The sequence below is a fragment of the Nocardia sp. NPDC004860 genome (genome assembly GCF_040609015.1).
GTDB lineage: Bacteria > Actinomycetota > Actinomycetes > Mycobacteriales > Mycobacteriaceae > Nocardia.
Window position 1 is genome coordinate 120,019 of record NZ_JBEXJI010000010.1, and the last position, 25,743, is coordinate 145,761.

General features: G+C 65.5%; 25 protein-coding genes, 1 tRNA gene and 1 pseudogene. 18 read left to right on the forward strand and 9 right to left on the reverse strand.

Features of this window, described 5'->3' with window-relative positions; translation table 11 throughout:
• The first annotated feature begins 26 nt into the window (after positions 1-26).
• Positions 27-98 (forward strand) — tRNA-Val (locus ABZV44_RS20310).
• Positions 99-175: 77 nt separating this feature from the next.
• Here the strand turns inward: ABZV44_RS20310 and ABZV44_RS20315 are convergent.
• A complete protein-coding gene (locus ABZV44_RS20315; RefSeq protein WP_354838515.1) occupies positions 176-316 on the reverse strand; it encodes a tyrosine-type recombinase/integrase in 141 nt (46 codons plus the stop codon).
• Between ABZV44_RS20315 and ABZV44_RS20320 the strand changes: the two genes are divergently transcribed.
• From ABZV44_RS20320 to ABZV44_RS20330, 3 genes are all read left to right on the forward strand, one after another.
• Positions 254-589 (forward strand): hypothetical protein, encoded by a 336-nt coding sequence (locus ABZV44_RS20320; protein WP_354838542.1) that lies wholly within the window; start codon positions 254-256, stop codon positions 587-589. The genes ABZV44_RS20315 and ABZV44_RS20320 overlap by 63 nt on opposite strands.
• Before the next feature lie 311 nt (positions 590-900).
• Positions 901-1,455 carry a hypothetical protein gene (locus ABZV44_RS20325; RefSeq protein WP_354838205.1) on the forward strand — a complete coding sequence of 185 codons (555 nt, stop codon included), beginning with the start codon at positions 901-903 and terminating at the stop codon, positions 1,453-1,455.
• Between the two features lie 445 nt (positions 1,456-1,900).
• Positions 1,901-3,172, forward strand: coding sequence for a helix-turn-helix domain-containing protein (locus tag ABZV44_RS20330; RefSeq protein WP_354838207.1), 1,272 nt, complete (start codon positions 1,901-1,903; stop codon positions 3,170-3,172).
• A gap of 26 nt (positions 3,173-3,198) precedes the next feature.
• On the opposite strand, the gene ABZV44_RS20335 is transcribed toward ABZV44_RS20330, so the two are convergent.
• Complete coding sequence (locus ABZV44_RS20335; protein ID WP_354838209.1) at positions 3,199-3,411, reverse strand: hypothetical protein; 213 nt, start codon at positions 3,409-3,411, stop codon at positions 3,199-3,201.
• Between the two features lie 581 nt (positions 3,412-3,992).
• On the opposite strand from ABZV44_RS20335, the gene ABZV44_RS20340 reads away from it, so the two are divergent.
• The 4 genes and pseudogenes from ABZV44_RS20340 (at position 3,993) to ABZV44_RS20355 (ending at position 7,954) form a co-directional block, all read left to right on the forward strand.
• Positions 3,993-4,214 (forward strand): hypothetical protein, encoded by a 222-nt coding sequence (locus ABZV44_RS20340; protein WP_354838211.1) that lies wholly within the window; start codon positions 3,993-3,995, stop codon positions 4,212-4,214.
• A 192-nt stretch (positions 4,215-4,406) separates the two neighbouring features.
• Positions 4,407-4,517: pseudogene (locus ABZV44_RS20345) on the forward strand (IS5/IS1182 family transposase); the annotation flags it as partial.
• Between the two features lie 1,523 nt (positions 4,518-6,040).
• Positions 6,041-6,364, forward strand: coding sequence for a CU044_2847 family protein (locus ABZV44_RS20350; RefSeq protein WP_354838213.1), 324 nt, complete (start codon positions 6,041-6,043; stop codon positions 6,362-6,364).
• Positions 6,365-6,406: 42 nt separating this feature from the next.
• Positions 6,407-7,954 carry a CHAT domain-containing protein gene (locus ABZV44_RS20355; RefSeq protein WP_354838215.1) on the forward strand — a complete coding sequence of 516 codons (1,548 nt, stop codon included), beginning with the start codon at positions 6,407-6,409 and terminating at the stop codon, positions 7,952-7,954.
• A 386-nt stretch (positions 7,955-8,340) separates the two neighbouring features.
• On the opposite strand, the gene ABZV44_RS20360 is transcribed toward ABZV44_RS20355, so the two are convergent.
• Together ABZV44_RS20360 and ABZV44_RS20365 are read right to left on the reverse strand one after the other, a co-directional pair.
• Positions 8,341-8,949 (reverse strand): hypothetical protein, encoded by a 609-nt coding sequence (locus ABZV44_RS20360; RefSeq protein WP_354838217.1) that lies wholly within the window; start codon positions 8,947-8,949, stop codon positions 8,341-8,343.
• 408 nt (positions 8,950-9,357) lie between these two features.
• Entirely contained in the window at positions 9,358-10,596 is a 1,239-nt protein-coding gene (locus ABZV44_RS20365; RefSeq protein WP_354838219.1) for a helix-turn-helix domain-containing protein, read from the reverse strand.
• A gap of 113 nt (positions 10,597-10,709) precedes the next feature.
• Between ABZV44_RS20365 and ABZV44_RS20370 the strand changes: the two genes are divergently transcribed.
• Together ABZV44_RS20370 and ABZV44_RS20375 are read left to right on the forward strand one after the other, a co-directional pair.
• Positions 10,710-12,236 (forward strand): NAD(P)/FAD-dependent oxidoreductase, encoded by a 1,527-nt coding sequence (locus ABZV44_RS20370; protein WP_354838221.1) that lies wholly within the window; start codon positions 10,710-10,712, stop codon positions 12,234-12,236.
• Positions 12,233-13,102 (forward strand): SDR family oxidoreductase, encoded by an 870-nt coding sequence (locus tag ABZV44_RS20375; protein WP_354838223.1) that lies wholly within the window; start codon positions 12,233-12,235, stop codon positions 13,100-13,102. Before ABZV44_RS20370 ends, ABZV44_RS20375 begins: the two co-directional genes overlap by 4 nt.
• Before the next feature lie 92 nt (positions 13,103-13,194).
• Here ABZV44_RS20375 and ABZV44_RS20380 read toward each other — a convergent pair whose 3' ends face one another.
• Positions 13,195-13,971 (reverse strand): GTP-binding protein, encoded by a 777-nt coding sequence (locus ABZV44_RS20380; RefSeq protein ID WP_354838226.1) that lies wholly within the window; start codon positions 13,969-13,971, stop codon positions 13,195-13,197.
• Between the two features lie 132 nt (positions 13,972-14,103).
• Between ABZV44_RS20380 and ABZV44_RS20385 the strand changes: the two genes are divergently transcribed.
• Complete coding sequence (locus ABZV44_RS20385; protein ID WP_354838229.1) at positions 14,104-14,550, forward strand: OB-fold domain-containing protein; 447 nt, start codon at positions 14,104-14,106, stop codon at positions 14,548-14,550.
• Positions 14,543-15,745 (forward strand): lipid-transfer protein, encoded by a 1,203-nt coding sequence (locus ABZV44_RS20390; protein WP_354838232.1) that lies wholly within the window; start codon positions 14,543-14,545, stop codon positions 15,743-15,745. The genes ABZV44_RS20385 and ABZV44_RS20390 overlap by 8 nt, the downstream gene beginning before the upstream one ends.
• Positions 15,746-16,489: 744 nt before the next feature.
• Here the strand turns inward: ABZV44_RS20390 and ABZV44_RS20395 are convergent.
• Complete coding sequence (locus ABZV44_RS20395) at positions 16,490-17,077, reverse strand: TetR/AcrR family transcriptional regulator (protein WP_354838235.1); 588 nt, start codon at positions 17,075-17,077, stop codon at positions 16,490-16,492.
• Positions 17,078-17,190: 113 nt separating this feature from the next.
• Here ABZV44_RS20395 and ABZV44_RS20400 point away from each other — a divergent pair, with 113 nt between their 5' ends.
• Both ABZV44_RS20400 and ABZV44_RS20405 read left to right on the forward strand, forming a co-directional pair.
• The gene (locus tag ABZV44_RS20400; protein WP_354838238.1) at positions 17,191-18,270 is read left to right on the forward strand and encodes a Gfo/Idh/MocA family oxidoreductase; all 1,080 of its coding nucleotides are present in this window, start codon (positions 17,191-17,193) and stop codon (positions 18,268-18,270) included.
• Positions 18,271-18,345: 75 nt separating this feature from the next.
• The gene (locus ABZV44_RS20405; protein WP_354838241.1) at positions 18,346-18,762 is read left to right on the forward strand and encodes a VOC family protein; all 417 of its coding nucleotides are present in this window, start codon (positions 18,346-18,348) and stop codon (positions 18,760-18,762) included.
• A gap of 45 nt (positions 18,763-18,807) precedes the next feature.
• On the opposite strand, the gene ABZV44_RS20410 is transcribed toward ABZV44_RS20405, so the two are convergent.
• Complete coding sequence (locus ABZV44_RS20410; protein WP_354838244.1) at positions 18,808-19,419, reverse strand: hypothetical protein; 612 nt, start codon at positions 19,417-19,419, stop codon at positions 18,808-18,810.
• A gap of 366 nt (positions 19,420-19,785) precedes the next feature.
• Between ABZV44_RS20410 and ABZV44_RS20415 the strand changes: the two genes are divergently transcribed.
• The 3 genes from ABZV44_RS20415 (at position 19,786) to ABZV44_RS20425 (ending at position 22,553) form a co-directional block, all read left to right on the forward strand.
• A complete protein-coding gene (locus ABZV44_RS20415) occupies positions 19,786-20,028 on the forward strand; it encodes a hypothetical protein (protein WP_354838247.1) in 243 nt (80 codons plus the stop codon).
• Positions 20,029-20,139: 111 nt separating this feature from the next.
• Complete coding sequence (locus ABZV44_RS20420) at positions 20,140-20,955, forward strand: DUF4253 domain-containing protein (RefSeq protein ID WP_354838250.1); 816 nt, start codon at positions 20,140-20,142, stop codon at positions 20,953-20,955.
• A 116-nt stretch (positions 20,956-21,071) separates the two neighbouring features.
• Entirely contained in the window at positions 21,072-22,553 is a 1,482-nt protein-coding gene (locus ABZV44_RS20425; protein ID WP_354838253.1) for a glyceraldehyde-3-phosphate dehydrogenase, read from the forward strand.
• 65 nt (positions 22,554-22,618) lie between these two features.
• On the opposite strand, the gene ABZV44_RS20430 is transcribed toward ABZV44_RS20425, so the two are convergent.
• Positions 22,619-23,329 carry a hypothetical protein gene (locus ABZV44_RS20430; protein WP_354838256.1) on the reverse strand — a complete coding sequence of 237 codons (711 nt, stop codon included), beginning with the start codon at positions 23,327-23,329 and terminating at the stop codon, positions 22,619-22,621.
• Between the two features lie 237 nt (positions 23,330-23,566).
• Entirely contained in the window at positions 23,567-24,505 is a 939-nt protein-coding gene (locus ABZV44_RS20435; protein ID WP_354838259.1) for a cutinase family protein, read from the reverse strand.
• Between the two features lie 453 nt (positions 24,506-24,958).
• On the opposite strand from ABZV44_RS20435, the gene ABZV44_RS20440 reads away from it, so the two are divergent.
• Complete coding sequence (locus ABZV44_RS20440; protein WP_354838262.1) at positions 24,959-25,741, forward strand: helix-turn-helix transcriptional regulator; 783 nt, start codon at positions 24,959-24,961, stop codon at positions 25,739-25,741.
• The last annotated feature ends 2 nt before the right edge of the window (positions 25,742-25,743 follow it).

Consider the following 25,743-nt stretch of genomic DNA (forward strand, 5'->3'; position numbering starts at 1 on the left):
GACCCCGGGCCCCGCCCGGGCAGTTGGGGCGTATAGCTCAGCGGTAGAGCACTGGTTTTACACACCAGCGGTCGGGGGTTCGATCCCCTCTGCGCCCACTCTGTTTGTGCAGGTCAATCGACCTGCTGGCTGCCCTCCATGATCGAATGCGTGGGGTAATCGTGGGGCTCTCGGCTCAGCCGAGGATGCCCCGGGCGTTTTCCCACTGGCTGTCCGCGAGGCTCGCGTACCGCTGTGTTGTGCGGATTGACGCATGCTCGAGGAGCTTCTGAACCTGCTGCAGCGGCACCCCTGCGCGGACGAGGCGACCCGGCACCCCGATGCCGGGCATGCTCACCAGGACCGCAAACGCCTGGCCGGCAAGACCTCGATGGAAGCATTGCGGGCGTTGAAGCGGCGGTTGTCGAACGCCGTCTTCGCCTGCACGGTCGCTGACCAAGACAGAAGCGAATCAGCAGGCCCGGGAGGGCAATTGGGAACAACTACTGACTCCAGCGCGACCGGCTCGAACCCGCACACCGATCCTTCGGACAAGCCACATCCCGGACCTACCAAACAACCTAGCTCCGCACCCACATCGACGTCTTGACCAAAGGGGCGCCATGACAGTGCGTTTGCAAACGATATCGCCGCCGTAGAGGTTTCGACGCCAAACGCAGCCGCTCCAGCAATCTCGGACGGCATGGCGTCACACCGGTGTCGTTGTTCGGAGTCGTGGTCAGTGCTGACGTGCGGATCCCGTTGGGGCTGAACGGGACTGCGGATCGTCGGCGTGTCCCGAACTCCTCGGCAGTACGGTTCTTACAGCTCGTACTCGTCTTCGGCGCGGGGGTTGCGGGATGGCCGGGGTTCGTCGTTCGCGAGTCCATCACCTAGCTACTGCATGCCGAACACCACGACGTGGCCGCCGGTGCTGCCGGTCTGAAAGCCGTTCAGGATCGTTTCGATCGGGTTCGGGATGACGGAGCTTCCGGTGGTGCCGTTGGACCTGAAGTCGGTGGACTGCTGGCTGGTCGTGCCATCGGCATTCTTCTGCGAGGCGACGATGTGCTGGTCGCCGGCTGCCAGGCTGAGTTCGACGGTGACGACGTAATTGACGCCATTGGCGCCGTTGGTTGGTTTCAGCGCAAATGGGCTGCCCCCAGCGTGACTCCGTTGACCACAATCGTCACCGGAGTCGAGGTCGTCGCTTCCACACCGATGTATGCCCCCTGGAACCCGCTGTCGGTGCGGGTAAACGCCTGGACGGAGACGATGTCGGCCGATGCGGGGGCTGCTCCCGTAATGAGCGCGGCTGCTGCGGCGGCCGCTACGGCGGTAGTGCTGAGTCCTTTGCGGGACAGCGCCTTGACGTTCATGAATGGTGCGCGGGCTGTCAGTCCGGGCCGGACCGTGGGGTTCTCGGTGTTCACGGGCCGAAGATATGTGAAATATATTTGTTTTAAACGGGATTGAGCGCCCCCCGTTTCTTGGGCAGCGCTTCCGGAGGCTTCAGCCCGCCATGCGGGCGCCATTCCTTGATGGACTGACGCATGACATTCGGGCTGCCTCAATCGACCTATCGATAGCGAGATGCAAAGCGGCAGACCAGCTGGACGTTGATTAGGGAAACAAACCTTACATTGATCGTTTGGTCGACCAGCTCCGCACGGTGCAGGTCACACCGTACCTGCTGCCGAGACGAAGTGGATGCGTACGTGAGAGATGTGGATCCATGCCGTCGATGTCGCCGGTTGCCATTCGGTCGCGGTTCAGCCGAACGATTGTGAACTATCACTATCCCTTGCTAACCGCTCTTACCGAAATATCACGTTACCCGGAGTAAACCGTTCTCTCGAATCCTGTGCTGGTTACGCTGGTGCAATAGTGCAGTTAACGGGGGATGGAAGGAAGTTCGACCATGTCTGTCACCTTCGCCCGACGGCAAGGACTCACTGTATCCGGCCGGCCCATGTCGTTGCCATTGAAGGACGTGCGGGCCTTGTCGCGGCAGATGGTCGGGCATTTCGTCGAAACCGTCGCCCCCTGCGGCACCCTGCCTGGTGACGCGATCCATGGCGACATCACCGTCATCACCCGCGTGTGCTTGGAACTGGCAGTCAGCATGCTGGACGGTAGCAACATTCCGGAGAAGACCGGGCAGCTCCAGAACGCTGCGGCACAATGGGCTCGCGAAGGCGTGCCCATCGGCACCATTCACCACGCTATCCACGAGGGCTTCAAGATCGGCTTCGACCTGGTGGTATCCACCGCATTGGCCGAGCAGCGTGCCTCCGGCTCAGCTGACACCGAGCCGATGCTCACCCTCAGCACGGCCGACTACCAAAGCATCCTCGACGGCGCCAAACTTGTCGTCGAAATGCTCGACACCATGACCACGGCGGTCTCGGCGGCCTATGTGCGCGAACTGCGCGCAGTCGTGTCGGAGCACCACACCGCGGTGCACACGCTCACCTCGGCGCTGCTCGGGGGGCACCCCACCTCTACTATGGCCCGCGAGTGTGGCATCGACATCTCCGACCGCTATCGCGTGATAGCCCTGGCCATTCCAGCTCACCCGGACGAGTCCAACCCGATGCTGGACGCGAAAGTCGTTGCCCGCCGCAAACTCCGGCGTGTGCAGGCGGAACTGGCCACGCGCTGCGACGACACCGTGCTGTCGCTGCTGTCGATCGACGGCGGCACGTTGCTCTTACCCGCCGATCACATCACCAAGGGCACTCTGAAGGAACTGATCGGGCAGCTGTCGCGGGCGGCCCGCGTGCACATCACCGCCACCGAGATCACCGCCTCTACCGACGCTGTGCCCACCGCGGCAGATCAAGCCCACGAACTGCTGGACATGGTCACCCGGCTGGGGTCGGCGCCGGGCCTGTATCACTTCGACGATCTAGCGCTGGAATACCAGCTCACCCGCCCCGGCCCCGCCCGCGAACATCTCGGGTCGCTGCTCGATCCACTGGACGAGTATCCGGAACTGCTGGAGACCCTGCAGGTCCATATCGCGCACGACCTGAACCGCCAGCGCACCGCGCGGCTACTGCACGTACACGCCAACACCGTGGACTACCGGCTCAAGCGGATCGGTCAGCTCACAGGGTTCGATCCCACCCAGGCGGGCGGGCTGTGGCACCTGCGTTCGGCGTTGGTTGCCCACACATACCGCAGGTGATCGGAGTGTGGTCGAGCGGTGCGGAATTACTCCAGACGATCAACGGCCGCCGTTCCGGCCCGCAGCACGGTGGCGCCAGCGGTGGCGAGCGCCATCAGGTAGTTCCAATCGCAGACTTCGCTCGATCCCGGTATGCCTATGAGTTGCGAATATAGGGGCATGTTTGCCTTTTTCTCGTTTATGCCGGGACTCGACCCGGCCGATAGTATTCGTGAAATCAGAATCAGCAGGAGGTTCATATTGGCAATGGTCGAAAACGCTCTGGAACAAAATCGACGAGTTGGAAGCAAAACATGGATGATATGCGGCGAACCGAAGTCGAAGGATTACGTGCGACATGGCGGCTGTTTCAGGATCACCTGATCTCTATCGTCGCCGTCCACGAGGTGTCCGGTGCTACTCCGATCGTATCCTTCGGCCCCGAGGACTTTCCGGATCTCGCACAAGTACGAGAACTCCTTCCAGAAATGAACAAGTTATGGGACGCAGTACGCCATGACTTCTGGACCAAACTCATTCCGCCGCAACCGCAGTGTCGACCGTCGCGATGGACCTGATTTTGAAACCCTGCTCCCATTGCCGCGTGCACATCGGGCTGTCAACCAACCACCACCATGTGGTTCGACGCGGCGCAGCTGAAGAACCAAGGGCTTTCAGCAAACCGACGCTGAGGATCTAGTCAGCACGCCCGCTGATTCCGCCAGTGCAGATACCGAGTCCGTTTTGGCCCGGCCCGCTCCGGGACTCGTTCGCCTGGCACAACGAACTGTGCCTCGTCCGGAAAGGTGGACACGGTAATGCCTGAGGAAGGCGATCGGCTATGACCGCCGAAGGATGGTTTCCACCTAAAAGCGATGTCCACGTGCGGATTTGGCTGGCTGGTTCGATCTTCGACTACACGGCCACCGCAGCAGCGGTACGCAACTTGATCAACGATTGGAGGCACCAGCATTGGTGCACAATCGAATTGATGTGTGATGCCACAGATGACCGCCGGCTGCTGCCGCGCCTGCCATGTGAACGATTGTTCGCCGGACAGTGACCGAAAGTACCTCAGGGTGCACGGACCACCGCGGCCACGGCGAGCAAGCGACGGACCGATCAGAATTGCACGCCGATCCAGTCCTTCCCGACTGCCCGTTTCAGGTGTGGGTGCTCGACACCCCGCCGTCCGGCAACGACGCCGATGGACGGTCCACAATGGCGTGGGCCTCGAAACGGGCCCCAGGCATAGTCTCCCTTGGACCGTGGCAAATCCGGCTCGAAGATCCACGTTCTGTCCGAGCGCGCGGAAACCCCGCTGTCGGTAGGTATTTCGGTCGTCGACGCCAATCTAGCGGAATCCATCGGCCTGCCCGGCATAGGATGCTGCTGTCCAAGCTCCGGCGGCAGGCATGGTCCTGTATGCCCGAACGGTATTGGGATTCCCGGGCGCCCACGGCACGATAGCCGCACCGCCCCTCCGCGCACAAGGACGATTCTCCGACTGCCGCCCTGGAGAACGCTTGGGCCGCAATCCGATCCCATTACCCCGACGTACCTGACGTGGTTCTCACCGTGGGGTGCGGATCGACCGGCGGCAGCGATCCCACGCTTGGACTCTACTGCGGTCTCTGTGGTGGCACCTTCTCGCCAGCCGACATGTAGCAGTAGGCAGCCCGGATGTAGCAAAACATGTTGCAGACAAGTGTCCAGACATAGGTTTTTGAGTCCATGCATGTCCGATCGCTGGCACCGCGATTTCCCACTGGCTGTCCGCGAGGCTCGCGTACCGCTGTGTTGTGCGGATGGACGCATATCCGGGGAGCTTCTGAACCGGCTGTAGCGGCACCTGCACGGACGAGGCGATCCGCGTAGATATGGCGAAGATCGTGGGCGGACCTTGCCAAGCCGACGTCGGTCGTCTCCGGCTGCTCGGCTACATCGGGATGGACAAGGCTCCGAACAACTGCTCGGTATGCGTGCCGAGCCGCTTGCGGGTTCGGTCAGCGTGGTATTCGCATGACAGGGCGTGTTGCAGACCGCCGCTGCGCCTCCACAACTCAGGCCGGAGAGTCGAGTAGTCGGCTACGGATGTGGGGTGGGTGGGTGGAAAACAACGATGGTGACATGGCTTTTTGGCCTGACCACAGAGTTGCTCACAATTAGAGGGAGATTCAGATGGCAATCAACGCGACTGCACCCTTGAGATCTTCATGACCGCCGACCCGATCAACGTCGTCGACGACTCGTGCCGACGGACTGTCAGCAGGTTGGGTCAGGACACCACGAACTTGGGCCCCAAGCCTCTCGACCTCGTCTGAAGCGCCTGGCGCAGCGAGGGTTGTGAAACTACAAGCATCACCACTGATCCTGGATCGCACCTGAACCTGTGCAGTGACCCGACGTCGCCTGCCTCATCGAGTAGCCCACTACTCATACGCCGGCCAGGGCGGAAAGCACTTGTCTTCTCCTGCAGAACACCGAACTTGCTTGGACCAATTGAGGATCCACATGGTGGCTGCAGAAGCTGTCTTTGGCTTTGTAGCGTGTCGCGCTTGGTTCGCTGACGACATCGGGGCTCACGATCTGCGAGGAGCGATTCACGAGTCGTCGTGACGCCGCCCGGGACATCCAGCTCAATCGTGAGCGCCAGGTGACGCGCAATATCAACGAGACAGCGGGGCCGAGTCTTCGGTTGGTTCGCGAGGGCATGACGCCGGTCGTCGTCGAAAGAGAGCGCTCTCCTAGCGCCGTGCATAAGCGTCGCTGTCGAAGTGGCTGCTAGATACCTCTGATGGCAGTGGCAGGAAGAGAACTCAGGGAAGGGAGCGATCGGTGCCGACGGTAAGTTTTCCGCTCGAGGGTGGCGGCGAGGTCCTGGTGCGGGTGCAGCCGGAGGAACAGTTGGGCACAGTGGTGACTCGCGGCGGGTCAACCCTGACCGACGAGGTTGTGGAGAAGGCTGAACGATCCTTCGATTCGGCACTGGGTGCGATTCACGTGGTGGCGGAGCGGGTCGTCGAACAGCTGCGGGGGCTGGCTGCGCCACCCGCAGTGGCTCGAGTGCAGTTCAGTTTGGAGTTCGACGCGAAAGCGGGTGCGATCGTGGCGTCGGCAGGTGCCACTGCGCAGTTGCAGGTGGATTTGACGTGGCATCCGTCCGCTGGCGGTGCCCGCGATCCCGGCGTCCCGGAAGAGAAGAGGCGTTGAAGGCTGGAGCAAGTTCTGCGTCAGTAGGGAGGGGTGGCAGCGATGGTGAGCACGATTCGGCTGGATATCGAAGCGGGTTTGGGTGACGGGGAGTTCATCACTCGTGTGGTGGATTCGCCGGTCGGTGTCGCGTTTTCGGCGTCCATGCATCTGGATGCGGCCCCGCTTCTAGACGAGCGAAACGATCTGGAGATGGCGGTCCTGGCCTCAGCAGTGACCGGGCGCGGAATCGCTGACCTCAACGAGGTGAAGCTGCGGGCGGTCGGCAAGGCTCTGTTCGATGCACTGCTCACTGACAAGGTGCTGGATGCGTTCCGTCAGAGCATTGTGGCCGCGCAGGGCAAAGGAGAGTCCTTACGCGTTGACCTGCGTATGAGTGCTCCCGGACTGGCTGCCCTGCCCTGGGAAGCATTGTGGGACAAAGACACCGAGGGGTATGTATGCCTGACCGAGTCGATGGTGCGGCACGTCTCGGCCCCGTACATTGTCGAACCGCAGCCGGTCACTTCCCCGTTACGTGTGCTGGGTTTGGTGGCCTCCCCTCGGGGGATGCCGCCGCTGGATGTCTCTGCTGAACAAGAAGGCCTGGAGGATGCCTTGAACGCGTTGACCTCCGGCGGCTGGCTGGAGCTGGAGTGGCTGACGCAGGCGAGTTGGGACGCGGTCCACGAAAAGCTGCTCTCCGATCAATGGCATGTGGTGCATTTCATCGGTCACGGCGACTTCGACGTCGCCAATAATCAGGGAAGTATCGCCTTGGTCGGTGCCGGCGGCCGGGCCGACATGGTCGCGGCCGATAAGTTGGCGATTCTGCTGCGCCAGGCCAACCCGATGCCTCGGCTGGTGGTGCTCAACTCCTGCGCATCGGGTGAGCAAAGCGCCACGGATTTGTTCTCCGGCACCGCCGCCGTCCTGGTCCATCACGGAATCAACGCGGTGGCCGCCATGCAGTTCACCATCAGCGATCCAGCAGCGATCTCCTTCGCGAGAGGGTTCTACACGGCGATCGCGCACGGTCACAACGTCGATGACGCCGTCCGCAGCGGCCGCATCGCGATCCTCGGCGGCGCATCCCACACCCTGGAATGGGTCACTCCGGTGCTGTATCTGCGAAGTGGCAATACCCAGCTTTTCACCCTGACACCCAAACCGTTACAGCCCAGCGAAACGAACCACACCAGAGTCCATGATCTAGCTCGCCTTATTGCAGTGGTCTGGCGGAGACATGCTCGGATTATTGGTATGGGCATCGTCCTCACACTCGCCATGATTGTTGTCGCGTTTTACCTCGCAAAACTGATAGGCGACCATGACTCGGCTCCGCCAGCGTTACCACCGGGCGCTCATTCCTGCCCACAGAAATACGGTGAGAAGAATGGCTACACTCATAGCGCCTATGCTGGTATCCACACTTCCTGTGAGTTTGCGGAGGAGGTGCGTATAGCTTATGCGGATGGGCCCCGTTGGCAGGAGCGCACAATTGACGTCTACTCACCGAAAACACTTCTGACATACCAGATGTCATGCATTCCTGAGGGCGAGTTCGTCAGGTGTACGAACACGAGCAATGCTGCGGTTTACATTTATTGAGACAAATTGGTGCGTACCTGATCAACTGCAGTTCTCCTGTGCCGCACACACTATGCCGTGGTCGGAGTTGTTCAAGGTCGGTTACCGCGTCTGTGCGCAACCATTGGTGACGTCGCTCGACCTGATCCACCATCATCTGATCTTTAGGACTCGCGCCGCCGCCGAAAACTCTGGCGAACTCCCTATCCCGGGCATGAGTACTGCTGAAGCACAGCCCGGAGCTACCGTTCCACGCTCGCGCCCGCGTTCCGCCCGGCCCGGCGTGGTTGGGTTCCTCTCCGCGTGGTCCGATGGCCGCTGAAATCAATTAGATCTACTGCATTGCGAATTTCTTTTCAAATAAGCCCCTGGATGCATCTGCCGATTCTGATACCTCAAATCGTCGATTACCGGTACCAGATGCCGGAATTCCAATCGCCGTAGTCCCAGACGTTGAAATCGTAGCGATCGTGTGCACCCGCGAACACGTAGCCCAACCAACCAGCCGATGTGTCACAGATTTCGTCGTCGTGGTTGCAGACGGTAAGTACCGGGATGTTGCCGAACCAATCGTCGACGCCGGCCAGTGGATAACCGATGAGCCAATTACCGGGAGTCGAGGACAGTCCACCTGAACCGGGTCCCGGAGCGCGTTTGGGATCCGATAGCAGGATGGCGTTCGCATTGCCGGCATCTTGGTGGGCGGTGACCCAGGCGTGGAGTATGCCCGCGCCCTCGCTGTGCCCGATCAAACGGATGTGATCGCGCGGACATTCAGTGCGGTGGGACCAGAAGAGCCGGTCGATTTCGTTCAACGCCGACATCGGGTCGGCGGCGTTGTAGCCGACGGACTGATCGACGTACGGAGCGAACACCGACGGGTCGCCTGAGCCGCCGATTCCGATGGCCCAGTCGCCGACGCAGCCGGCGGCCCGAGCCGTCGGGCTCGTCGCGTAGGTGATGGAAAAGAGGATGGCCAACAGTAATGCGGCGAAGAGCGCCGTTGCTCTACGCATGATCGTACTTTCTTCTTTGTTCTTACTTCCGGGTGCGGCCCGGCCCGAGCAGGATGTAACCAGAAACTACTGGCGTTCTCGTCTGCTGGCGAAACGAATTACCTGGGCCCGGTTCACCTGGGCTGTAGCGAAACATCGGAGGCCATGTTTCTTTCACCTCGATGCGAGTAGTTTCCGGTCGCCGCGTGACCAGTGCGGCGCGTTCCGCTTTCAGCTTACGCGAAATCGGGTTTCAACCGATTGGGCATTTGTCGAGCACCTGTACCCGGTAGTCGGCGATATGTTTGCGTTCGATGGCTACGTGGGCGATCCCGATCTCGACGGCGGGATCAGGGCCGAATTCTGTTGGGGTGTCTGTTGAATATGCATGTCTGCCACGGTTTTCGTGAGGCGATCTTTGTGAGGCAGTCAGCGGGTCCAGCGGAGGACGTCGAGGGCTGCGCCGACGGCGATGGTGTTGGTTCCGAGGGGGCGTGGCAGGAGTTCCCCGGCTCGCGCCAGGCGGCGGACCACGGTGCTGCGGTGGGTGTACAGGCGGTCTGCGGTGCGGGCGATGCTGCACTGTTCTTCGATGTAGGTGGTGAGCGCTTCGACTATCTCGGGGTCGGCGCCGGCCAGGTCGCCCAGTGTGTCCGTGATGAATTCGTCGGCGCGGATGGGGTCGTTGGTGAGGACGGCGACCAGCTGGATGTCTTGGTGGCGGGCGACTCTCCGGTGTGAGGTGAGGCGGGCGAGCATGCGCTGCGTTTCGAGGGCGTCGAGGTGACTGCGGCGGAACCCGTCGAGGTCGGTGCCGGGCCGGCCGATGGCGATGCGGATGTCCGGTGCGGCATCGAGTCCTTCGATGATCGGGGCCAGTTCGGGTGCGGTGTCGACGGGCAGCCACAGCCACAGGGCCGCGGCGCCGGCCACGATCGTGAGCCGGTGCCCGGCACCGCTGATCCGCACGAGTAGTTCCGCGGCGGCCTCGAGCTGGTCGCTGACGGTGGAGGACGTGGCCCACAGGGTGGCGGCGGTGTGCGGTCCGGTCAGCCGATAGCCCAGCTGGGCTTCCGCCTGGGCGAGGCGGATCGGCGCGCCTTCGAGCAGCAGTGACACGGTGGCACGGCGTTCGGCGTGGGTGCCCCGGGTGAGGTCGGCCTTCTCGGCTTTCAGCTGGTCGGTGACGGCGGCGATGGTGTCCTCGATGAAGGTCGAGATCGACAGTGAGGCGAGCTCCAGCAGTTCACGCAGCTGCCGGGGATCGTCGGTGAGCGCGAAACACACCTCCATGCAGCGGTTCCATATGACGCTGTAGGTGGTGCGGTAGGCCTCGAGTGAGGCCTCATCCAGTCCACGTCGCGCCAGATCCCTTGCTGTAGAGAGTGCTTCGGGTCCGAGGTTCGGCGGGACCCTGCGGCCGGGATGCTGCACATTGCACCAGGCCCAGTGCGTGATGTTCGCGACGTTGGCGCGCCGCACGGCGTCGGCGAGCGCGGGGTCGTCCGCGATTCGCTGCATACGCTCGCCCGCCAAGGAAGCCTCGTGCAGGTCCTCGAGCCACTCCGCGGGCTGATTCAGTGCGATCTCCGCCGCCTGCCGGATGAGGGCGACGGTTTCCGGACCGGGCTCGGGCCATCGCGCACCGCGTGCGTCATTTTGAACCACAATTCCAATATCGTGCGTCACTATGTTGTGGCGCAACTCTCCGGCGGTATTCGATCCTGGAATCCAGTCTCCGCACCGTCGCGTGGCATGCGGAGCCGGAACAAGGAGCCGCTATGACACCCCCTCAGACCTCCGGGACGTCGTCCGCTGAACACGTCGATGTCGTGATCGTCGGCGCCGGAATCTCCGGCATCGGTGCGGGCCGCTACCTGCGAACCATGGTGCCGCACAAGAGCTTCGCCATCCTCGAGGCCCGTGGCAGCCTGGGCGGCACCTGGGATCTGTTCCGGTACCCGGGTATTCGATCGGACTCGGACCTGCACACCTTCGGTTACGAGTTCAAGCCGTGGCGCGACGAGCAGTCGATCGCCGATGGTGAACGGATCCTGTCCTACCTGCGCGAGACCGCCACCGAGAACGGCCTCGACGACGCAATTCGCTACCACCACAAGGTGATCGCGGGTTCCTGGTCGTCGGCGGAGGCGTGCTGGACGCTGCAGGTGGAGCGCACCGACACCGGCGAACTCGTGGAGCTGACCGCGGACTGGATCTTCTCCGCCGCCGGCTACTACCGCTACGACGAGGGATTCACCCCCGAGTTCACCGGCCGCGACCGGTTCCGGGGCACCGTCGTGCACCCCCAGCATTGGCCCGAGGATCTGGACTACGACGGCAAGCGAGTCGTCGTGATCGGCAGCGGCGCGACCGCGGTGACCCTGATTCCCGCGATGGCGGATTCCGCTGCGCACGTGACGATGCTGCAACGCACCCCCACCTACGTCCTGCCGGTGCCGAAGAAGGATCCGATCGCGAACGCGATGAAGCGGCTGCTCGGCGAAGAACGCGGCTATGCCTGGACCCGCCGCAAGAACATCGCCCAGCAGAAGCTCATCTGGAGTCTCTCGCAGAAGTACCCGGACCAGATGCGCCGGTTCATCCGGTGGGCCAATGCCAAACAGCTGCCGGAAGGCTATCCGGTCGACGAGCATTTCAATCCGCCGTACAACCCGTGGGAGCAGCGCCTGTGCACCGTCCCCGACGGTGACCTGTTCGCCGCCATCCGCGACGGCAAGGCCTCGGTGGTCACCGACCGCATCGACACCTTCACCGAGACCGGTATCCGGCTGACTTCGGGCCGGGAACTCGACGCCGACATCATCGTCACGGCCACTGGCCTGAACGTGCAGGCGTTCGGCGGTATCCCGGTGACCGTGGACGGCCGCTCGATCGAGCTGCCGAACACCATGGCGTACAAGGGTTTGATGCTGTCGGGAGTGCCGAATCTGGCCTACGCCATCGGCTACACCAACTCGTCGTGGACATTGAAGATCGGCCTGCTGTGTGAGCACTTCTGCCGCCTACTGGCCCACATGGACGAGCACGGCTACCGGATCGCGCGCGCCGAGGTCGCCGACAAGACCATGCCGACCCGGCCGTTCCTCGACTTCGCCGCGGGCTACATCCAGCGCGTCGTCGACCAGCTGCCCACCCAGGGCGATCGGATGCCGTGGCGGACGTCGATGAACTACCAGGACGACGTGCACATCCTGCGGAAAGGCAGCATCCTCGATCCCGAGCTGCACTTCGAAACCCCGGTCGCGACCCGTCCGGCCCAGCCCGCCGTGTCGGTGCCCGCATGAGCGCGGGGCTGTCCGCAGGTGACGGGTTCAGGGGCAAGGTTGCCGTCGTCACCGGCGCCGGTTCCGGGATCGGCCGCGCCCTGACGCTCGAGCTCGCGCGCCGCGGCGCCGCGACCGCCGCCTCGGACGTCAACGAGCCGGGCCTGGCTCACACCCGCGAACTGGTGACCGCGCTCGGAGCCGAAGTGCACTGCGCGACAGTCGATGTGGCCGACCGCGACGCGCTGCTCGCCTACGCCGACGACGTCAGCGGACACTTCGGCGCAGTCCACCAGATTTACAACAATGCCGGTATCGCCGGCGCCGGAAGCACCACGCTCGACAGCGACTGGGACCACTACGACCGGGTCATCGCGATCAATCTCTTCGGAGTCATCAACGGCACCAAGGCATTTCTTCCCTACCTGATCGCGTCCGGCGACGGGCACGTCATCAATATCTCCAGCCTCAACGGCTATCTGGCGCAGCCGACGCTGACCGCATACTGCGCCAGCAAGTTCGGCGTCCGCGGCTTCACCGAGGCCCTGCGCACCGAGATCCTCGCCGCCCGCCACCCGGTCAAGGTGACCACGGTTCACCCGGGCGGCGTGAAGACCGGCATCGCCTCCGGCAACCTCGCCGACGCGTCGGCCCGCGGGGTCGATCTCACTGCCGCCCAACGTAAGCGGGTGGATTTCTACAACCGGAGACTGCTGCGGATGCTGCCTTCCGATGCCGCGAACATCATCCTCGACGGCGTCGCCGCCGGCTCGCCGCGCATCCGGGTGGGCCGCGACGCACAGGTGCTCGACTACGCGGTCCGGCTCTTCCCGGAGCTCTATCCGAGGGTCGTGGCCACCCTCGACCGCCGCGTGTTCGGCGCATGACAGCGCACCGCATCCCCACCGAATCGATGGAGTCCGCAGCGGTGAAGATTGTTCATGAACTGCGCTGATTCGCGGCGAGGGCGCGGCGTCGGTCAGTAGTCGAGGGCGTGTTCTGGTTGGCAGACGTCCAATGGGGATGGGAGGTAGCGGACTATGGCGTCCAGGAGTGGGGTGAGGGCGTCGGAGTGGCAGAGGGTGGGGATTGTGTCGCCTATGCGGGTGGCGTGGCGGATTCGGTGATGTAGCTGGTCGCGCGGGAGTTCTGGCGGGGTGATGGGGGTCGCAGAACTGGGGCGGTGGGCTGTCACCGTTGTCGCGAGATTGCGGTGCCAGGGTTCGGCGAGTTTCCAGTGGCTGCCATAGATTTCGGCGGCCAGGGGCTCGAGGGACCAGAGGGCGATCAGGTCGATGAGGCCCTCGAGGTCGGGGCCGGGGGTGATGGGGATCTGGAGGGGGAGGGGGACTGCGCCGCGGGTGTCGGCGATGGTGCGGACGCAGCGGTCGAAGTCGGCGTCGGGGTGGTCGAGACCGGTGATGAGGCAGAGACGGGCGACCTGGTGGTCGTCGGCTACGCGGAGCATGGTTTCGAAGCGGGGGGCGAGGCTTGTGGACGCGTCGACCACTGCGATCACGCCGTCGGCTACTCGGATGGAGCGCTGCAGGGCGGCGATGGGGGCTCGGGTGGACAGTTCGGCGAGGCGGATCGTGTGCTCGACGCCGTCTGTTGCCCAGTGGAGCGTGGTCGCGGGGCTGGAGGTGCGGTTGCCGGAACCGCAGCGCAGGTGGTGGGCCAGCCGGGCCGTGTCGGCGGGGTCGCCGAGGAGGGTGACGTTGCGGATCGACTGCGGGTCAATGGCTTTGGTGCCCATCGCGTTGTGGTACTCCAGATCGACTCGAGGGTGTCGGGGCATCCTCCATCCGGAGTCACCGTACCTCCGGGCGCGGATTCGCGGAGTGGAATTCGGCCCCAAAGTAGAACGTGTTCCTATACCGTCGGGGTTGTGCAGAAAGAACAACGCCCCGCTGTGGCTGACTGGTTCACTGCGGACGACGGTGTGGTGCGGCTCAAGGGGAGCCGGTGCAAGGATTGCGGCACACCGTATTTCCCGCGGAACACGCTGGCCTGTCGCAACCCGCGCTGTGCCGGTGCGAAGGACGGCTCCGAGCTGGCCGAATACCTGTTTTCCACGCGTGGCCGGATCTGGTCGTACGCGGACGCCCGGTACAAGCCGCCCGCGCCCTATGTCTCGGCCGATCCGTTCGAGCCGTACGTCGTTGCGGCGGTGGAGCTCGAGGTCGAGCAGATGGTGATTCTCGGACAGGTGGTGCGCGGGTTCACCGTGGACGATCTGGCCGTGGGCATGCCGGTGGAATTGGCCGTGGGCACGCTGTACGAGGACGACGAGGCAGAGCACACGGTGTGGATGTGGAGGCCGGTCAATGACTGACTCGAACGATCGGGACATCGCCGTCCTCGGCGCGGGCATGCACCCGTGGGGCAAGTGGGGGCGGAACTTCGTCGAGTACGGGCTGGTCGCGGCGCGTGCGGCGCTGGCCGATGCCGGGGTCGACCATCTCGATGTCGGGTACATCGCCGGCGCGGACACCATCCGCAACGGGTACCCCGGCTTCGTCGCGGGCGCGACTTTCGCTCAGGCGCTGGGCTGGTCGGGTGCGCGGATCTCGAGCAGCTATGCCGCCTGCGCCTCGGGTGCGCAGGCCATTGCCAATGCGCGTGCGCAGATCCTGGCCGGATTGACCGATGTGGCGCTGGTGATCGGCGCCGACACCACCCCGAAGGGCTTCTTCCAGCCGGTCGGCGGTGAACGCCGCGATGATCCCGACTGGCTGCGCTTCCACCTGCTCGGCGCGACCAACCCGATCTACTTCGCGCTCTACGCCCGCCGCCGGATGGCGCTGCACGGTGCCACGCTCGAGGATTTCGCCGCGGTCAAGGTGAAGAACGCCCGCCACGGCCTGAACAACCCGTATGCCCGGTATCGCAAGGAGGTGGCGGCCGAGGAGGTCGCGGCCTCGGCGATCGTGTCGGATCCCCTACGGCTGCTCGACATTTGCGCGACCAGTGACGGTGGCGCCGCGCTGGTGCTGACGTCGATGGACTACGCGCGCCGGCACGGCGTCGCCGACCCGGTCCGCATCCGGGCGCTGTCGACGGTCACGCCGACGTTCCCGAAGACCGTCATCGATCTGCCGGATTTCGCCACCGATTCCGCGGTGGCCGTCGAGGCCCCGCCGCACGCGTTCCGCTCCGCCATCGCACAGGCCGCGTACGAGGAGGCCGGGCTCGGGCCGGACGAATTGTCCTTCGCGGAGGTCTACGACCTGTCCACCGCGCTGGAACTGGACTGGTACGAGGACATCGGGCTCTGCGAGACGGGCGGCGCTGAGGCGCTGTTGCGCAGCGGCGCAACCACATTGGGCGGACGTATCCCGGTGAACCCCAGTGGCGGCCTGGCCTGTTTCGGTGAGGCCATCCCCGCACAGGCCATCGCTCAGATCTGCGAGCTCACCTGGCAGTTGCGCGGCCAGGCCGACGGTCGCCAGGTGGAGAACGCGCGCGCGGGTATCGCGGTGAACCAGGGTCTCTTCGGTCATGGCTCGGCGATCATCGCCACCCGCTGACCTCGGAGGCGCCCGAGTCCACTCGTCGCACCGACGCTGAACCGGCAGGTACCACACGGTATCTGCCGGTTTCTCGTTCGATGGTCGCCGCTCGGGTCGTGATGTGGGCGTCCATTGCTGGCAACCGATGCCGAGCGCGCTGTCGAGGACCACGACGGTGTGCAGGTTCTCGCGGTGCAGCTGGAACAGCATCTCCCGGCACCTCCCGGACGGGGGCATCAACCGGTGGTCGTTGCTGACGGTTGCGAGGGCGGTGATCTGGGAGGTGCCGGACTTGAGCATTGTCCCCCGCCTCCGCAAGCCGCCCACAGACAATAATGATCACCTCCCCGCGGAGTGTCACCGATTCCGGCCGGGATGCGCTGTTGCCAAAGGATATTCGGCAACGGCAGGACTCCACCTCCGAGCATCCGACATCACACGAAGTCCGCAATGCGAATATCCTGGGCCGCAGTGGGTCTCGCCGCCAGATGCGTCGCGCCGGCCACCTCGGACCGCGCGGGTCGCGACATAGGCGGATGCCTGGCGGCATGCGTGCGAAGGAGTGGGAGGGCGTCAGTTGACGGTGCCCATCCCGGGGCGATGCCCGCATCTCTCTCGCGCGCGTGCCGTGACTCTCGGGCCGGCACCTGGCCTTCAGCGTGTGTGATTCCCTCGGCCGCGCCGGATCTGGTCGAGCCCGACAACACATCGCAGGTTGCTCGGCTGAATCATTGTGGGGCGCGGAACTTTTGGCAGCGCGGTCTAGGTGGATTCGTTCAGCAGTGCGCGCAGTGCCGAGTCGGCGATCTGTCGCAGCTCGTCGTGGCCGCGCCCGGCTGCGGCCTGGACGGCGATGCCGTCGGAGATCGTGTGGACGAGTGCGGCCAGGGCGGCCGGTTCGTGGCTCGACGGTAGGTCGGTGGCCTGCTCGAGCCGCCTGCGCAGCGCGGCCTCGCCGGCCTTTCGTGCTTTGGTGGCTTCCTGGCGTACCGCGTGTGCGTCGGGTCCTGAGGCTTGAACGGTCTTGACGCACAGGCAACCCGGGGGTGTGTTCTTGCCTGCGGTCAGGTCGACGGCCCCGTGGATCAGTTGTTCGACCACCTCGCGGCCGGTGGGCGCGTCCAGCGCGTCGGCGGCGTAGGCGCCGGGGCCGTCGAGGTAGCGGGCGAGTACCTTGCCGAACAGTTCTTCCTTGTTGCCGAAGGTGGCATAGAGGCTGGGCTTGTTGATGCCCATCGCGGCGGTCAGATCGGCCAGCGAGGTGCCCTCGTAACCGTTCCGCCAGAACACGTCCAGCGCGCGGTCGAGTGCGGTGTCTGCGTCGAATGCGCGTGGGCGTCCGCCGGGCATGCCGTTCTCCGTGCTCTCTCCCGTGTTTTTTACCTATCGGTACATTACCGCTTGCGCGTGCGTGCCGTGCCACTTAGTTTCTTACCGAAAGGTACATAACTAAGGAGTGGCACATGATCCGAGTCGGAGTTGTGGGGGCCGGCGGGTGGGCGGACAGCTCACACCTACCCGCGCTCGCAGTGCTCGAGGAGTTCGATGTGACCGCGGTCGCGACCACCAACCAGGCCAGCGCGGACCGGGCGGCTGCCGCCCACGGCGCACGGCACGCCTTCGCCGACGCACGTGAACTCGCCGCGCACCCCGAGGTCGACCTGGTCGTCGTCTCCGTGAAGACCCCCGGCCACGCCGCCGTGATCAGGGCGGCACTCGCCGCGGGCAAGCACGTTGTGTCCGAGTGGCCATTGGGCGTCGACGCCGATGAAGCGCGCGAGTTGACCGAGGCCGCCACCGCCGCGGGCGTCGTTCATGCGGTCGTGCTGCAGGGCCACCATTCCCCGAGTGCCCGCTTCGCCGCAGACCTGTTGGCAGACGGCCGGATCGGCACACTCGAATCGGTCGCGCTGGTGGCGGAAGGGGCTCCCTTCGGCGGCAGTCGAATTTGGCCGAATCTCGTTTTCAGCCTTGATCCTTCGACGGGAACCAACATCATGACCATCATGGCCGGTCATTTCCTGGCCGCACTCGAACGGGTCGCGGGCCCGCTGACCGAGGTCATCGCACGACTCCCTCGCACGCACGACCGCGTTCTCATCGCGGGGACGGATCGGACCGTACCCAACGCGACGCCCAGCCACGTCCTGCTACTCGGACTGTTGGCCGGCGGCGCCACCGCCTCCGTCGTCGTGCACGGCGGCAACGGGCCCGCCCGAGAAGGGTTCCACCTCGAGCTCGTTGGCAGTGACGCCACGTTGACTGCCACCCCAGCCCAGCCCGGGACATTCATCCACTGGGGCGACTGGAACATCCGGATCGACGACGAAGCCTTGCCCGTGCCCGACGCCTATCGCACCGTCCCCGGCAGCGTCCGGTCCGGCCCACCGGCCAACATCGCGGCCCTCTACCAGGAAGTCGCCCGAGCCATAGCCGAAGCCCGCCAACCACATCCCAGCTTCGAGTCAGCCCTGCGCCACCACCGGCTCCTCGCCGCAATCGAACAGTCCGCGGCCGATGGAATCGTCCGGCACATCTCGTAGCCGACACGCCGTTCGAGTACTTCCGCTGGCGCATTTCACGCGAACGCCCGGCTGGGGAGGCCCTAGGCTCACGGAGTGCATCTGGAGCTGATCACGATCATCGTCGACGAGTACGACTCCGCCATCGAGTTCTTCGTTGAGACACTCGGTTTCGATCTGATCGAGGATTCCCCGTCGCTCACCAATGATGGACGTCCCAAACGGTGGGTCGTCGTTCGCCCGCCCGCCGCGACTACCGGGATCCTGCTTGCGCAAGCGGACGGGGACAGGCAGCGCGGTGCTGTCGGAGATCAGGTCGCTGGGCGAGTCGGGTTCTTTCTCCGGGTCGTCGACTTCGCGGGGACATATCGCCGGATGGTCGGTGCCGGTGTGAAGTTCGTGACCGAGCCCCGCACCGAACCCTACGGTCGGGTTGCCGTCTTCCTCGACATCTCCGGAAACCGGTGGGACCTGCTCGGGCCACCCGAACCCGACCGCGCGGGCCGCGGCTGAGCAGGTGACTATCCGGTGCCGGTGCCGCAGGGATGGCGGACCGGGTCAGGGGAGGACGTTCGGGATCAGTTGCGGGGCCTGCTCGGCCACCCAGGATCCGATGAAAGAGCCTGCGTAGTAGCCGATGTAGGTGCCCGCCACGCCGCCGATGATGCCGCCGCCGATCGCACCGATGGGCAGGGCCGCGCCGGCGGTGAGGGCGGTGGCGAGGGCGCTGCCCGCGGCGCCGCCGAGGATCGCGCCGGAGATGCCGCCGAGGATCTGGCCCGCTGTCTGGCCGATGTAGGTGCCGTTCTCGATGGGGCTCGCGATCGGAGCCGCCGTGGCGATCGGGGCGGCGGACGGAATGGGCTGGGGTGCAACGGGTTCGAGGGTATCGACGGCCGGCGCGGAGGCGGCGGCGTCGGGGACGAAGGCCACCGGCGCGGACGGCTGGGTGGCGGCGGCGAGCGCGATCGGTTCGGCGACCGGGCTGTCGGTCGCCACGTCCGTGACGGTGTCCACCATCGCGGTGGGCTCGATGACCCGAGGGGTGGCAAGCTCGGCCGTGGCCGTCCCCATCCCGGCGACGCCGACCGCGGCGGGGACGACCACGGCTACCGGAAGTCCGCGCAGCACTCTGCTGGGCTTGCTCACCGCACGATGCCGACCTGCCATGCCTATCCGCCTTTCCACGCGTCTGCTGTCACACCCCCATCGTCGGCGGCCGGCGCGGCACAACACGAATGTGACCGGCTTCCCAAAATGCGCTGCCGGCTATGGGTATTCGCCGATGGCAACGACTCCGCGTCAGGGGCGTGCCGCCGGAACCACGGTCTTCACGTTTCGGAATCGCAGGGCACGCGCCTCGGCGATCTATTCGCAAATCAGTGTTATCCACGCGAGCCGATCGAGCGTCGGGCGAGGTCGGCGTACCAAACGGTCCAAAACGCTCATCTGAATTACCAATATTTCATATGCTCTGGCGCGCGGAGCAGGGGAAGACTGCACCTGCTTCGCGACGTGGATAAGAGGAACAGCTTCATGAAACGAACCATTCTTGTGAGTGCGGTGGCCTGCGCTCTGTTCGGAGCGGGCATCGGGACGGCCGCGGCGGACGGGCTTCCGCTGACGGATGTCGACATCACGCCGGGCTCGGCAGCCGATCTGGGCAATGCCGTCGGCGCCGGGTCGGTCGATGTCGGTAGTGCGGCGGCGGGGCTCGGCAGCGCCTTCGGCGGCGGCTACGCGGGCGGGGTGCTCAGCAGCCTCTCCGCACAGCGCTGAGGCGCCCGGCGCAGCGGCGAATCGGTAGCGGGCGGTCGTCGTCGCGGCGACCGCCTCCGGCCCGGAACCCGGCACCGGCGGATTGTCGGTCCGGGCTGATTGGATCCGGGGGTGCTGAATTCGATTGGTGTACCGCCGTTCCGGGCGGATGGGGATGCTGCCGACGCGGTTGCCATGCTGGTCGGGGAGGAGGAGGATCCGACCGGGTTGCTGGCCGCGCTGGGCGTGCAGGTCCCGCCGCTGACTCCCGCGGGTAGAACGGTTGCGGGCCGGGCGATCTGGGTGGGAGAGGTCGAAACGGGGTACCCGGCGGCCGATGCGTGGGAGCGGGTGCGCGGCGTGTATTCACGGACCGGGCTGTGGCCGGTGCTCATCGAGGAACGCACGCTCGAGGGGCTCGAGAATTTCGATCCGGACGACCGGGGTATCGAGCTCGCCGAACCGGATGGCCGGGCCTGGCTGGAGCGGGCCTGGGCGCAGGTGGTGACCGAGGGCGTCGACTCGATTCCACGGAGCCCGCGCGTGCTGACCGCCGCGGATCTGGATCACGACGGATTCGGCTGGGCCGACGCCTGGGCCGTTCTCGACGACGACACCGAGTATCTGGCGCTCGTCCCGGCGCCGCAGCCGTGGCTGGTGCCGCACCTGCTGAACTGGTGGGGAGCCTGCAACTACGACCTCGACGGCAGCGATCACGCCGCGATGCTGCGCCGCTGGGCGGGGCACTGGGGTGCGGAGCTGATGGGGATGGGGCTGGGCACCATCGCGCTGCGGGTGGGCAATCCGCCGCAGAATGATGAAGAGGCGCTTGCCGTTTCGCTCGAACGGTTCCTGTACTGCTCGGATCAGGTGCATCAGGGCGTGGGGACGCTGGACGAACTGAAGCCGCACGCGGCCGCGCCACTGTGGTGGTTCTGGTGGGACTGACCTCGCGGGCCTCCGGCGCGACCTGGATCTCACATGCGGGTAGCCGCGGTTTGTGATACCGCGGGGCTGGATAGCATCGGTGCACGTACGCATCGAGGCAACCCCGAGGATTTGTGTTGACTACCGACCATCTTGACCGCTGGAACGCTCACGAGGCTGCGGCGGAGGCGATGATTCCGATTATCGGCAGGCTGTATCGCGACAAGGGGGTGACGATCCTCCTGCACAGCCGGTCGCTGGTGAACAAATCGGTGATCAGCATCCTGCGGACGCACCGGTTCGCGCGGCAGATCGAGGGCGAGGAACTGTCGATCGACGAGACGCTGCCCTTCCTCGAGGTGCTCAGCGAGCTGGATCTGGGACCGAGCAAGATCGACCTCGGCCGCCTGGTCCACGCCTACCGCGCCGACGATCGCGGGCTGTCGATTCCCGAGTTCACCGCGACGGTGCTGGCGGAGGTGCTCGACGGGAACAAGGCCGTGGCGCCTGGCCCGCGGGACGTGGTGCTGTACGGCTTCGGCCGGATCGGCCGCCTGGTGGCCCGGTTGCTCATCGAGAAGGCCGGCTCCGGAAACGGGCTGAACCTGCGGGCCGTGGTGGTGCGCAAGGGTGGCGAGGAGGACCTGGTCAAGCGCGCGTCGCTGCTGCGCCGGGACTCGGTGCACGGGCAGTTCAACGGCACCATCAAGGTCGATGCCGAGAACAACACGATCATCGCCAACGGCAACGTGATTCGGTTCATCTACAGCGACTCCCCGGCGCAGATCGACTACACCGAGTACGGGATCAACGACGCGATCCTGATCGACAACACCGGCAAGTGGCGCGACCGCGCGGGCCTCGAGCAGCACCTGCGTCCCGGTATCGCGAAGGTCGTGCTGACCGCGCCCGGCAAGGGCGACGTGCCGAACATCGTGCACGGCGTCAACCACCGCGACCAGGACGTGTCGCAGCAGATCTTCTCCTGCGCCTCGTGCACCACGAACGCGATCGTGCCGCCGCTGAAGGCGATGGACGACGAGTTCGGCATCGTGCGCGGGCATGTGGAGACGGTGCACTCGTTCACCAACGACCAGAACCTGCTGGACAACTTCCACAAGTCGGATCGCCGTGGCCGGTCCGCGCCGTTCAACCTGGTGCTGACCGAGACCGGCGCGCAGTCGGCGGTGAAGAAGGCCATGCCGGACTTCCAGGCCAAGATCACCGGCAGCTCGATTCGCGTTCCCACGCCGGATGTTTCGGTCGCGATCCTGAATCTGCAGCTGAAGCGGGAGACCACGAAGACCGAGGTGCTCGAGTACCTGCGGCAGGTGTCGCTGTCGGGTCCGCTGAGCCGCAATCTCGATTTCACCGCGGCCACCGATGTGGTGTCGAGTGACTTCATCGGGTCGCGGGCGGCGTCGATCGTGGACGCCAATGCCGCCATCGTGGATGGTGACACCGCGATCCTCTACCTCTGGTACGACAACGAATTCGGCTATTCGTGCCAGGTCGTGCGGACGGTGCAGTACATCTCGGGCATCGAGTATCCGACGTACCCGCGGCTGGGCGAGCAGGACCTCGCCGAGGGTGTGCCCGCTGTGGCCGCGGCGGTGTAATTCCCGGTTGACCATGTGACCGGGGCCGGGCAGTCACACTGCCCGGCCCCGTTCACATGTCGGGTCTAGCTGGATTTGACCGGCTGCCAGCACACCACGCGAGCGGGTTGCGGCGTGACGGTCGCCCCGGCGGGGATGGCGCACTGGTTGGGGTCGGTGGTGCCGTCGAAGCGGCCGCCGATCTGGACCGTGACGCCGGGCCCGGCCTTGCCGGCACAGTCGACCGGCGTGATCTGGTTGACATCGGCCTGCATCGAATAGCAGTCGCCCACCTTGACATTGGGGGCGAAGCACAGCGAGTGGTTGCCGTCGGTCAGCACGAAGTAGCCCGCGTCCCGGAGTTTGCCGTCCGGGCAGGTGGCGCCGTTGGTGACCGAGGCGGCCAGTTCGTAGACGGCGGTGTGGTCGTCACACGGGGTGGCGTGGATCTTGCCGATCTGGGCGCCGCGGTAGTCGCTGGCGGTCACGCAGTTGCCCACGGCGAGTTCGGGATCGTGGCCGGCGGTCGTGCTGGTGCCCTTGGTGACGGTGGCGAGGATGCCGAGCGCCAGGATCAGCACGCCCGCGACGGCGACGACGGTGCCGGTGTGTTTGGGCAGCCCGGCCTCGTCGGCCGCGTCGGCCGCGGGCCGCTTCGACCGATTGCGCAGGACGAGGCCCACCACCAGCAGGGCCACGCCGGCCGCCGGGATCAGCAGGGTGCCGGCGGAGACGCCGGAGGAGTCGGCCGAGTCGGCCGCAAGGATCGCGGTCGACCCGATTTGACCAATGAACACTGTCTTTCAATTCCTTCCGGTCCGCTGACGGACACGGGCAGGAAGGTACCCCGAGTCGAGGACCGGTCGGGCTGTTTTGAAATGAACTCGTTCCGGAAATTTGCGGACGTGCCGGGCTACGAGTTGCAGTCGTGCTTACGTAGGCCTTCCGCCGGACGAACCCAATGGGGGCGTGACGACACGGGCCGCGTCACCCGGTAGGTCGGGGTGGACGCGGCCCGTGTGGGTTTCGTGTCGTCAGGGCTTCTGGTCGGCGGTGTCGGCGAGCCAGTTGTGGAGCCAGATGGTGGCCGTGGTGCCGTCGGCGTCGACGACGTAGTGCGGGTAGGACTGGTGGACGCCGGAGGCCAGGAAATCCTGGACCTGGCGGAGCCACTGTTCGCTCGCGGGGTCGTCGGCCGGGGCGGACAGGATGGCGGCGCCGCCCTGCCAGAGGGCCTCGTTCAGGATGGATTGCAGGGTCATCGCGTAACTCGGGATCTGGACCGGATCCTGCGATGTCAGCTGGGTGAGCAGGCCGGCCGAGCGCCCGGCCAGATCGTCGTTGGGGACCGAGCAGTAGAGATCGCCCGCGGCGCAGAAGGTGCGGACCTTCGGGCTGAGCCAGCCGAAGCCGCCGGCGCGCGCGCCGCCCGCGCCGGTGCCGGGGACCTGCGGGCCGATCAGCGCATCGGTGGGGGAGCGGCGCGGGTCGGAGATCAGCCCGACCGCGGCAACCCGATCGGGCGGGACCACTCCCAGCCCGGTGCCGATCTCCGCGGCCAGGTCGCCCGCGGCGTCGGCGCCCTGGCTGTAGCCGATGAGCGCGAAACGCGTTGCGGCGCAGCGTGCCGCGGTCCCGGCGACCAGCGCCCGCGCGGCATTCACGGCGTCGCGTTTGGAGCTGCCGTAGACCTCGCCGTCCCAGGGGAAGGCGGTGGCGGGATAACTGACGTACTCGGTGTGCACCGTGCTGGGCAGCCCGCGGGTGACCTGCGAGAGCATGCCCTGCTTCGGGTTCTCGACGGAGGTCTCCCAGGTGCCGGGGACGGCTATGACAGACAGGCCCGGGCAGTCGGCGGGCGCGGCCTGCCCGCTGGGCGCGCCGGTGACCGCCAGGATTCCGGTCGCGGCCGCCACGACGGCCGCGAGCGCGCCGCCGGCCACCCGGAATGTTCGCAGTGCTCGAAAGGACAAGGCCCACACCCTTTGTTCGAATCGTTCGGACGACTTTTCCACCGCAGGGTCGTGCTCGGTGCAACATACCAAAGGAACTGGTTTGCCCAGCCGCTGATCGCGCGGGAAACGCCGGTAACCGGACGGATCGGATATCCCGGACTTGCCTTCGGGGAAGCGCGGTTCGGCGTTGTTCCACCCGAATTCGATTGCGCCGTACCGAGTTCGATGACGGCAATTCCCTGGAATTGCGGAGACCGGCCGCACTGATATCGAAACCCTGTCGGTGTGACACGTCGATCTCGAAATGCCGTGGGTTTGCCGATTCGTGCCTTGCCCGCTGCGGATTGCCGGTGTTGTTGCGGGACACGACGGTGGAAATTGTGGCAGCATTCCGTGCTGGGCGTTGCCCCGGCCGCGATCTCGGAGTGTTGTCCGACGATACGGCGGGGGCGGGAAGGAAGCCGGGCGGCTATGACGGGCCGTGTAGGAAGTATCGACGAGAGGCAGGCGCTCGCGCTTCCCTCGTTCGGCGAACTGCTGCGCCGGTTGCGCGACGATCGGGGCGTTTCCCGGGAACGCCTGGCATTCGCGGCCGGAGTGAGCGCCAGCTATATCACGCAGCTGGAGAAGGGCGGGAAAGCCAAGCCGACCCGGGCGGTGGTCGACGCGTTGGTGCGGTGCCTGGAGTCGTGGAATCCATTGTCGGCCACGGAGCTTCGTTATCTGCACGATCTGGCGGGACTGGACATCGGCGGCCATCCGACGGTCGCGGAGCTGCGGAAGTCGATCGATGCCGACGTCCTGCGGGTGCTCGCGATGCATCGGCCGAACCTGGCCGCGCTGTACGACACCCGCGGGAATGTGCTGGCCGGGAACGAAGAGTGGGCGCAGGCGTTTCCCGGATTGCGCGAAGCCGGGAATCTCTACCGGTGGATGTTCGCCGATCCCATGGCCCGGGAGGTGATGGCCGATTGGGAATCCGATGTCCGCCAGTCGGTCGGCTGGCTGCGCGGGACCGCGGGGTCGGCCGCGGATCCCGGCGGATTCGCCGGGATCATGCGGGAGCTCGGCGCCTTTCCGGATTTCCGGCGATTCTGGGCCGCGGGCGATGTAGGTTTCGCGCCGCCCGTGCACACCATGCGGCTGCGCGATCGGAGCACGGGCGCGGTGCGGAGCTTCCGGGTGCAGGTCGGCGTGCTGAACACCGAGCTCTATCCGGGCCACATCGTCGCTTTGGTCGCGCTGGCCGTCTGAGG

Coding starts and splice junctions, on each gene's coding strand:
- ABZV44_RS20320 (WP_354838542.1), top strand. CDS start 254: ATGCTCGAGGAGCTTCTGAACCTGCTGCAGCGGCACCCCTGCGCGGAC.
- ABZV44_RS20330 (WP_354838207.1), top strand. CDS start 1,901: ATGTCTGTCACCTTCGCCCGACGGCAAGGACTCACTGTATCCGGCCGG.
- ABZV44_RS20335 (WP_354838209.1), bottom strand. CDS start 3,411: ATGAACCTCCTGCTGATTCTGATTTCACGAATACTATCGGCCGGGTCG.
- ABZV44_RS20340 (WP_354838211.1), top strand. CDS start 3,993: ATGACCGCCGAAGGATGGTTTCCACCTAAAAGCGATGTCCACGTGCGG.
- ABZV44_RS20355 (WP_354838215.1), top strand. CDS start 6,407: ATGGTGAGCACGATTCGGCTGGATATCGAAGCGGGTTTGGGTGACGGG.
- ABZV44_RS20360 (WP_354838217.1), bottom strand. CDS start 8,949: ATGCGTAGAGCAACGGCGCTCTTCGCCGCATTACTGTTGGCCATCCTC.
- ABZV44_RS20370 (WP_354838221.1), top strand. CDS start 10,710: ATGACACCCCCTCAGACCTCCGGGACGTCGTCCGCTGAACACGTCGAT.
- ABZV44_RS20375 (WP_354838223.1), top strand. CDS start 12,233: ATGAGCGCGGGGCTGTCCGCAGGTGACGGGTTCAGGGGCAAGGTTGCC.
- ABZV44_RS20380 (WP_354838226.1), bottom strand. CDS start 13,971: ATGGGCACCAAAGCCATTGACCCGCAGTCGATCCGCAACGTCACCCTC.
- ABZV44_RS20390 (WP_354838232.1), top strand. CDS start 14,543: ATGACTGACTCGAACGATCGGGACATCGCCGTCCTCGGCGCGGGCATG.
- ABZV44_RS20395 (WP_354838235.1), bottom strand. CDS start 17,077: ATGCCCGGCGGACGCCCACGCGCATTCGACGCAGACACCGCACTCGAC.
- ABZV44_RS20400 (WP_354838238.1), top strand. CDS start 17,191: ATGATCCGAGTCGGAGTTGTGGGGGCCGGCGGGTGGGCGGACAGCTCA.
- ABZV44_RS20410 (WP_354838244.1), bottom strand. CDS start 19,419: ATGGCAGGTCGGCATCGTGCGGTGAGCAAGCCCAGCAGAGTGCTGCGC.
- ABZV44_RS20415 (WP_354838247.1), top strand. CDS start 19,786: ATGAAACGAACCATTCTTGTGAGTGCGGTGGCCTGCGCTCTGTTCGGA.
- ABZV44_RS20440 (WP_354838262.1), top strand. CDS start 24,959: ATGACGGGCCGTGTAGGAAGTATCGACGAGAGGCAGGCGCTCGCGCTT.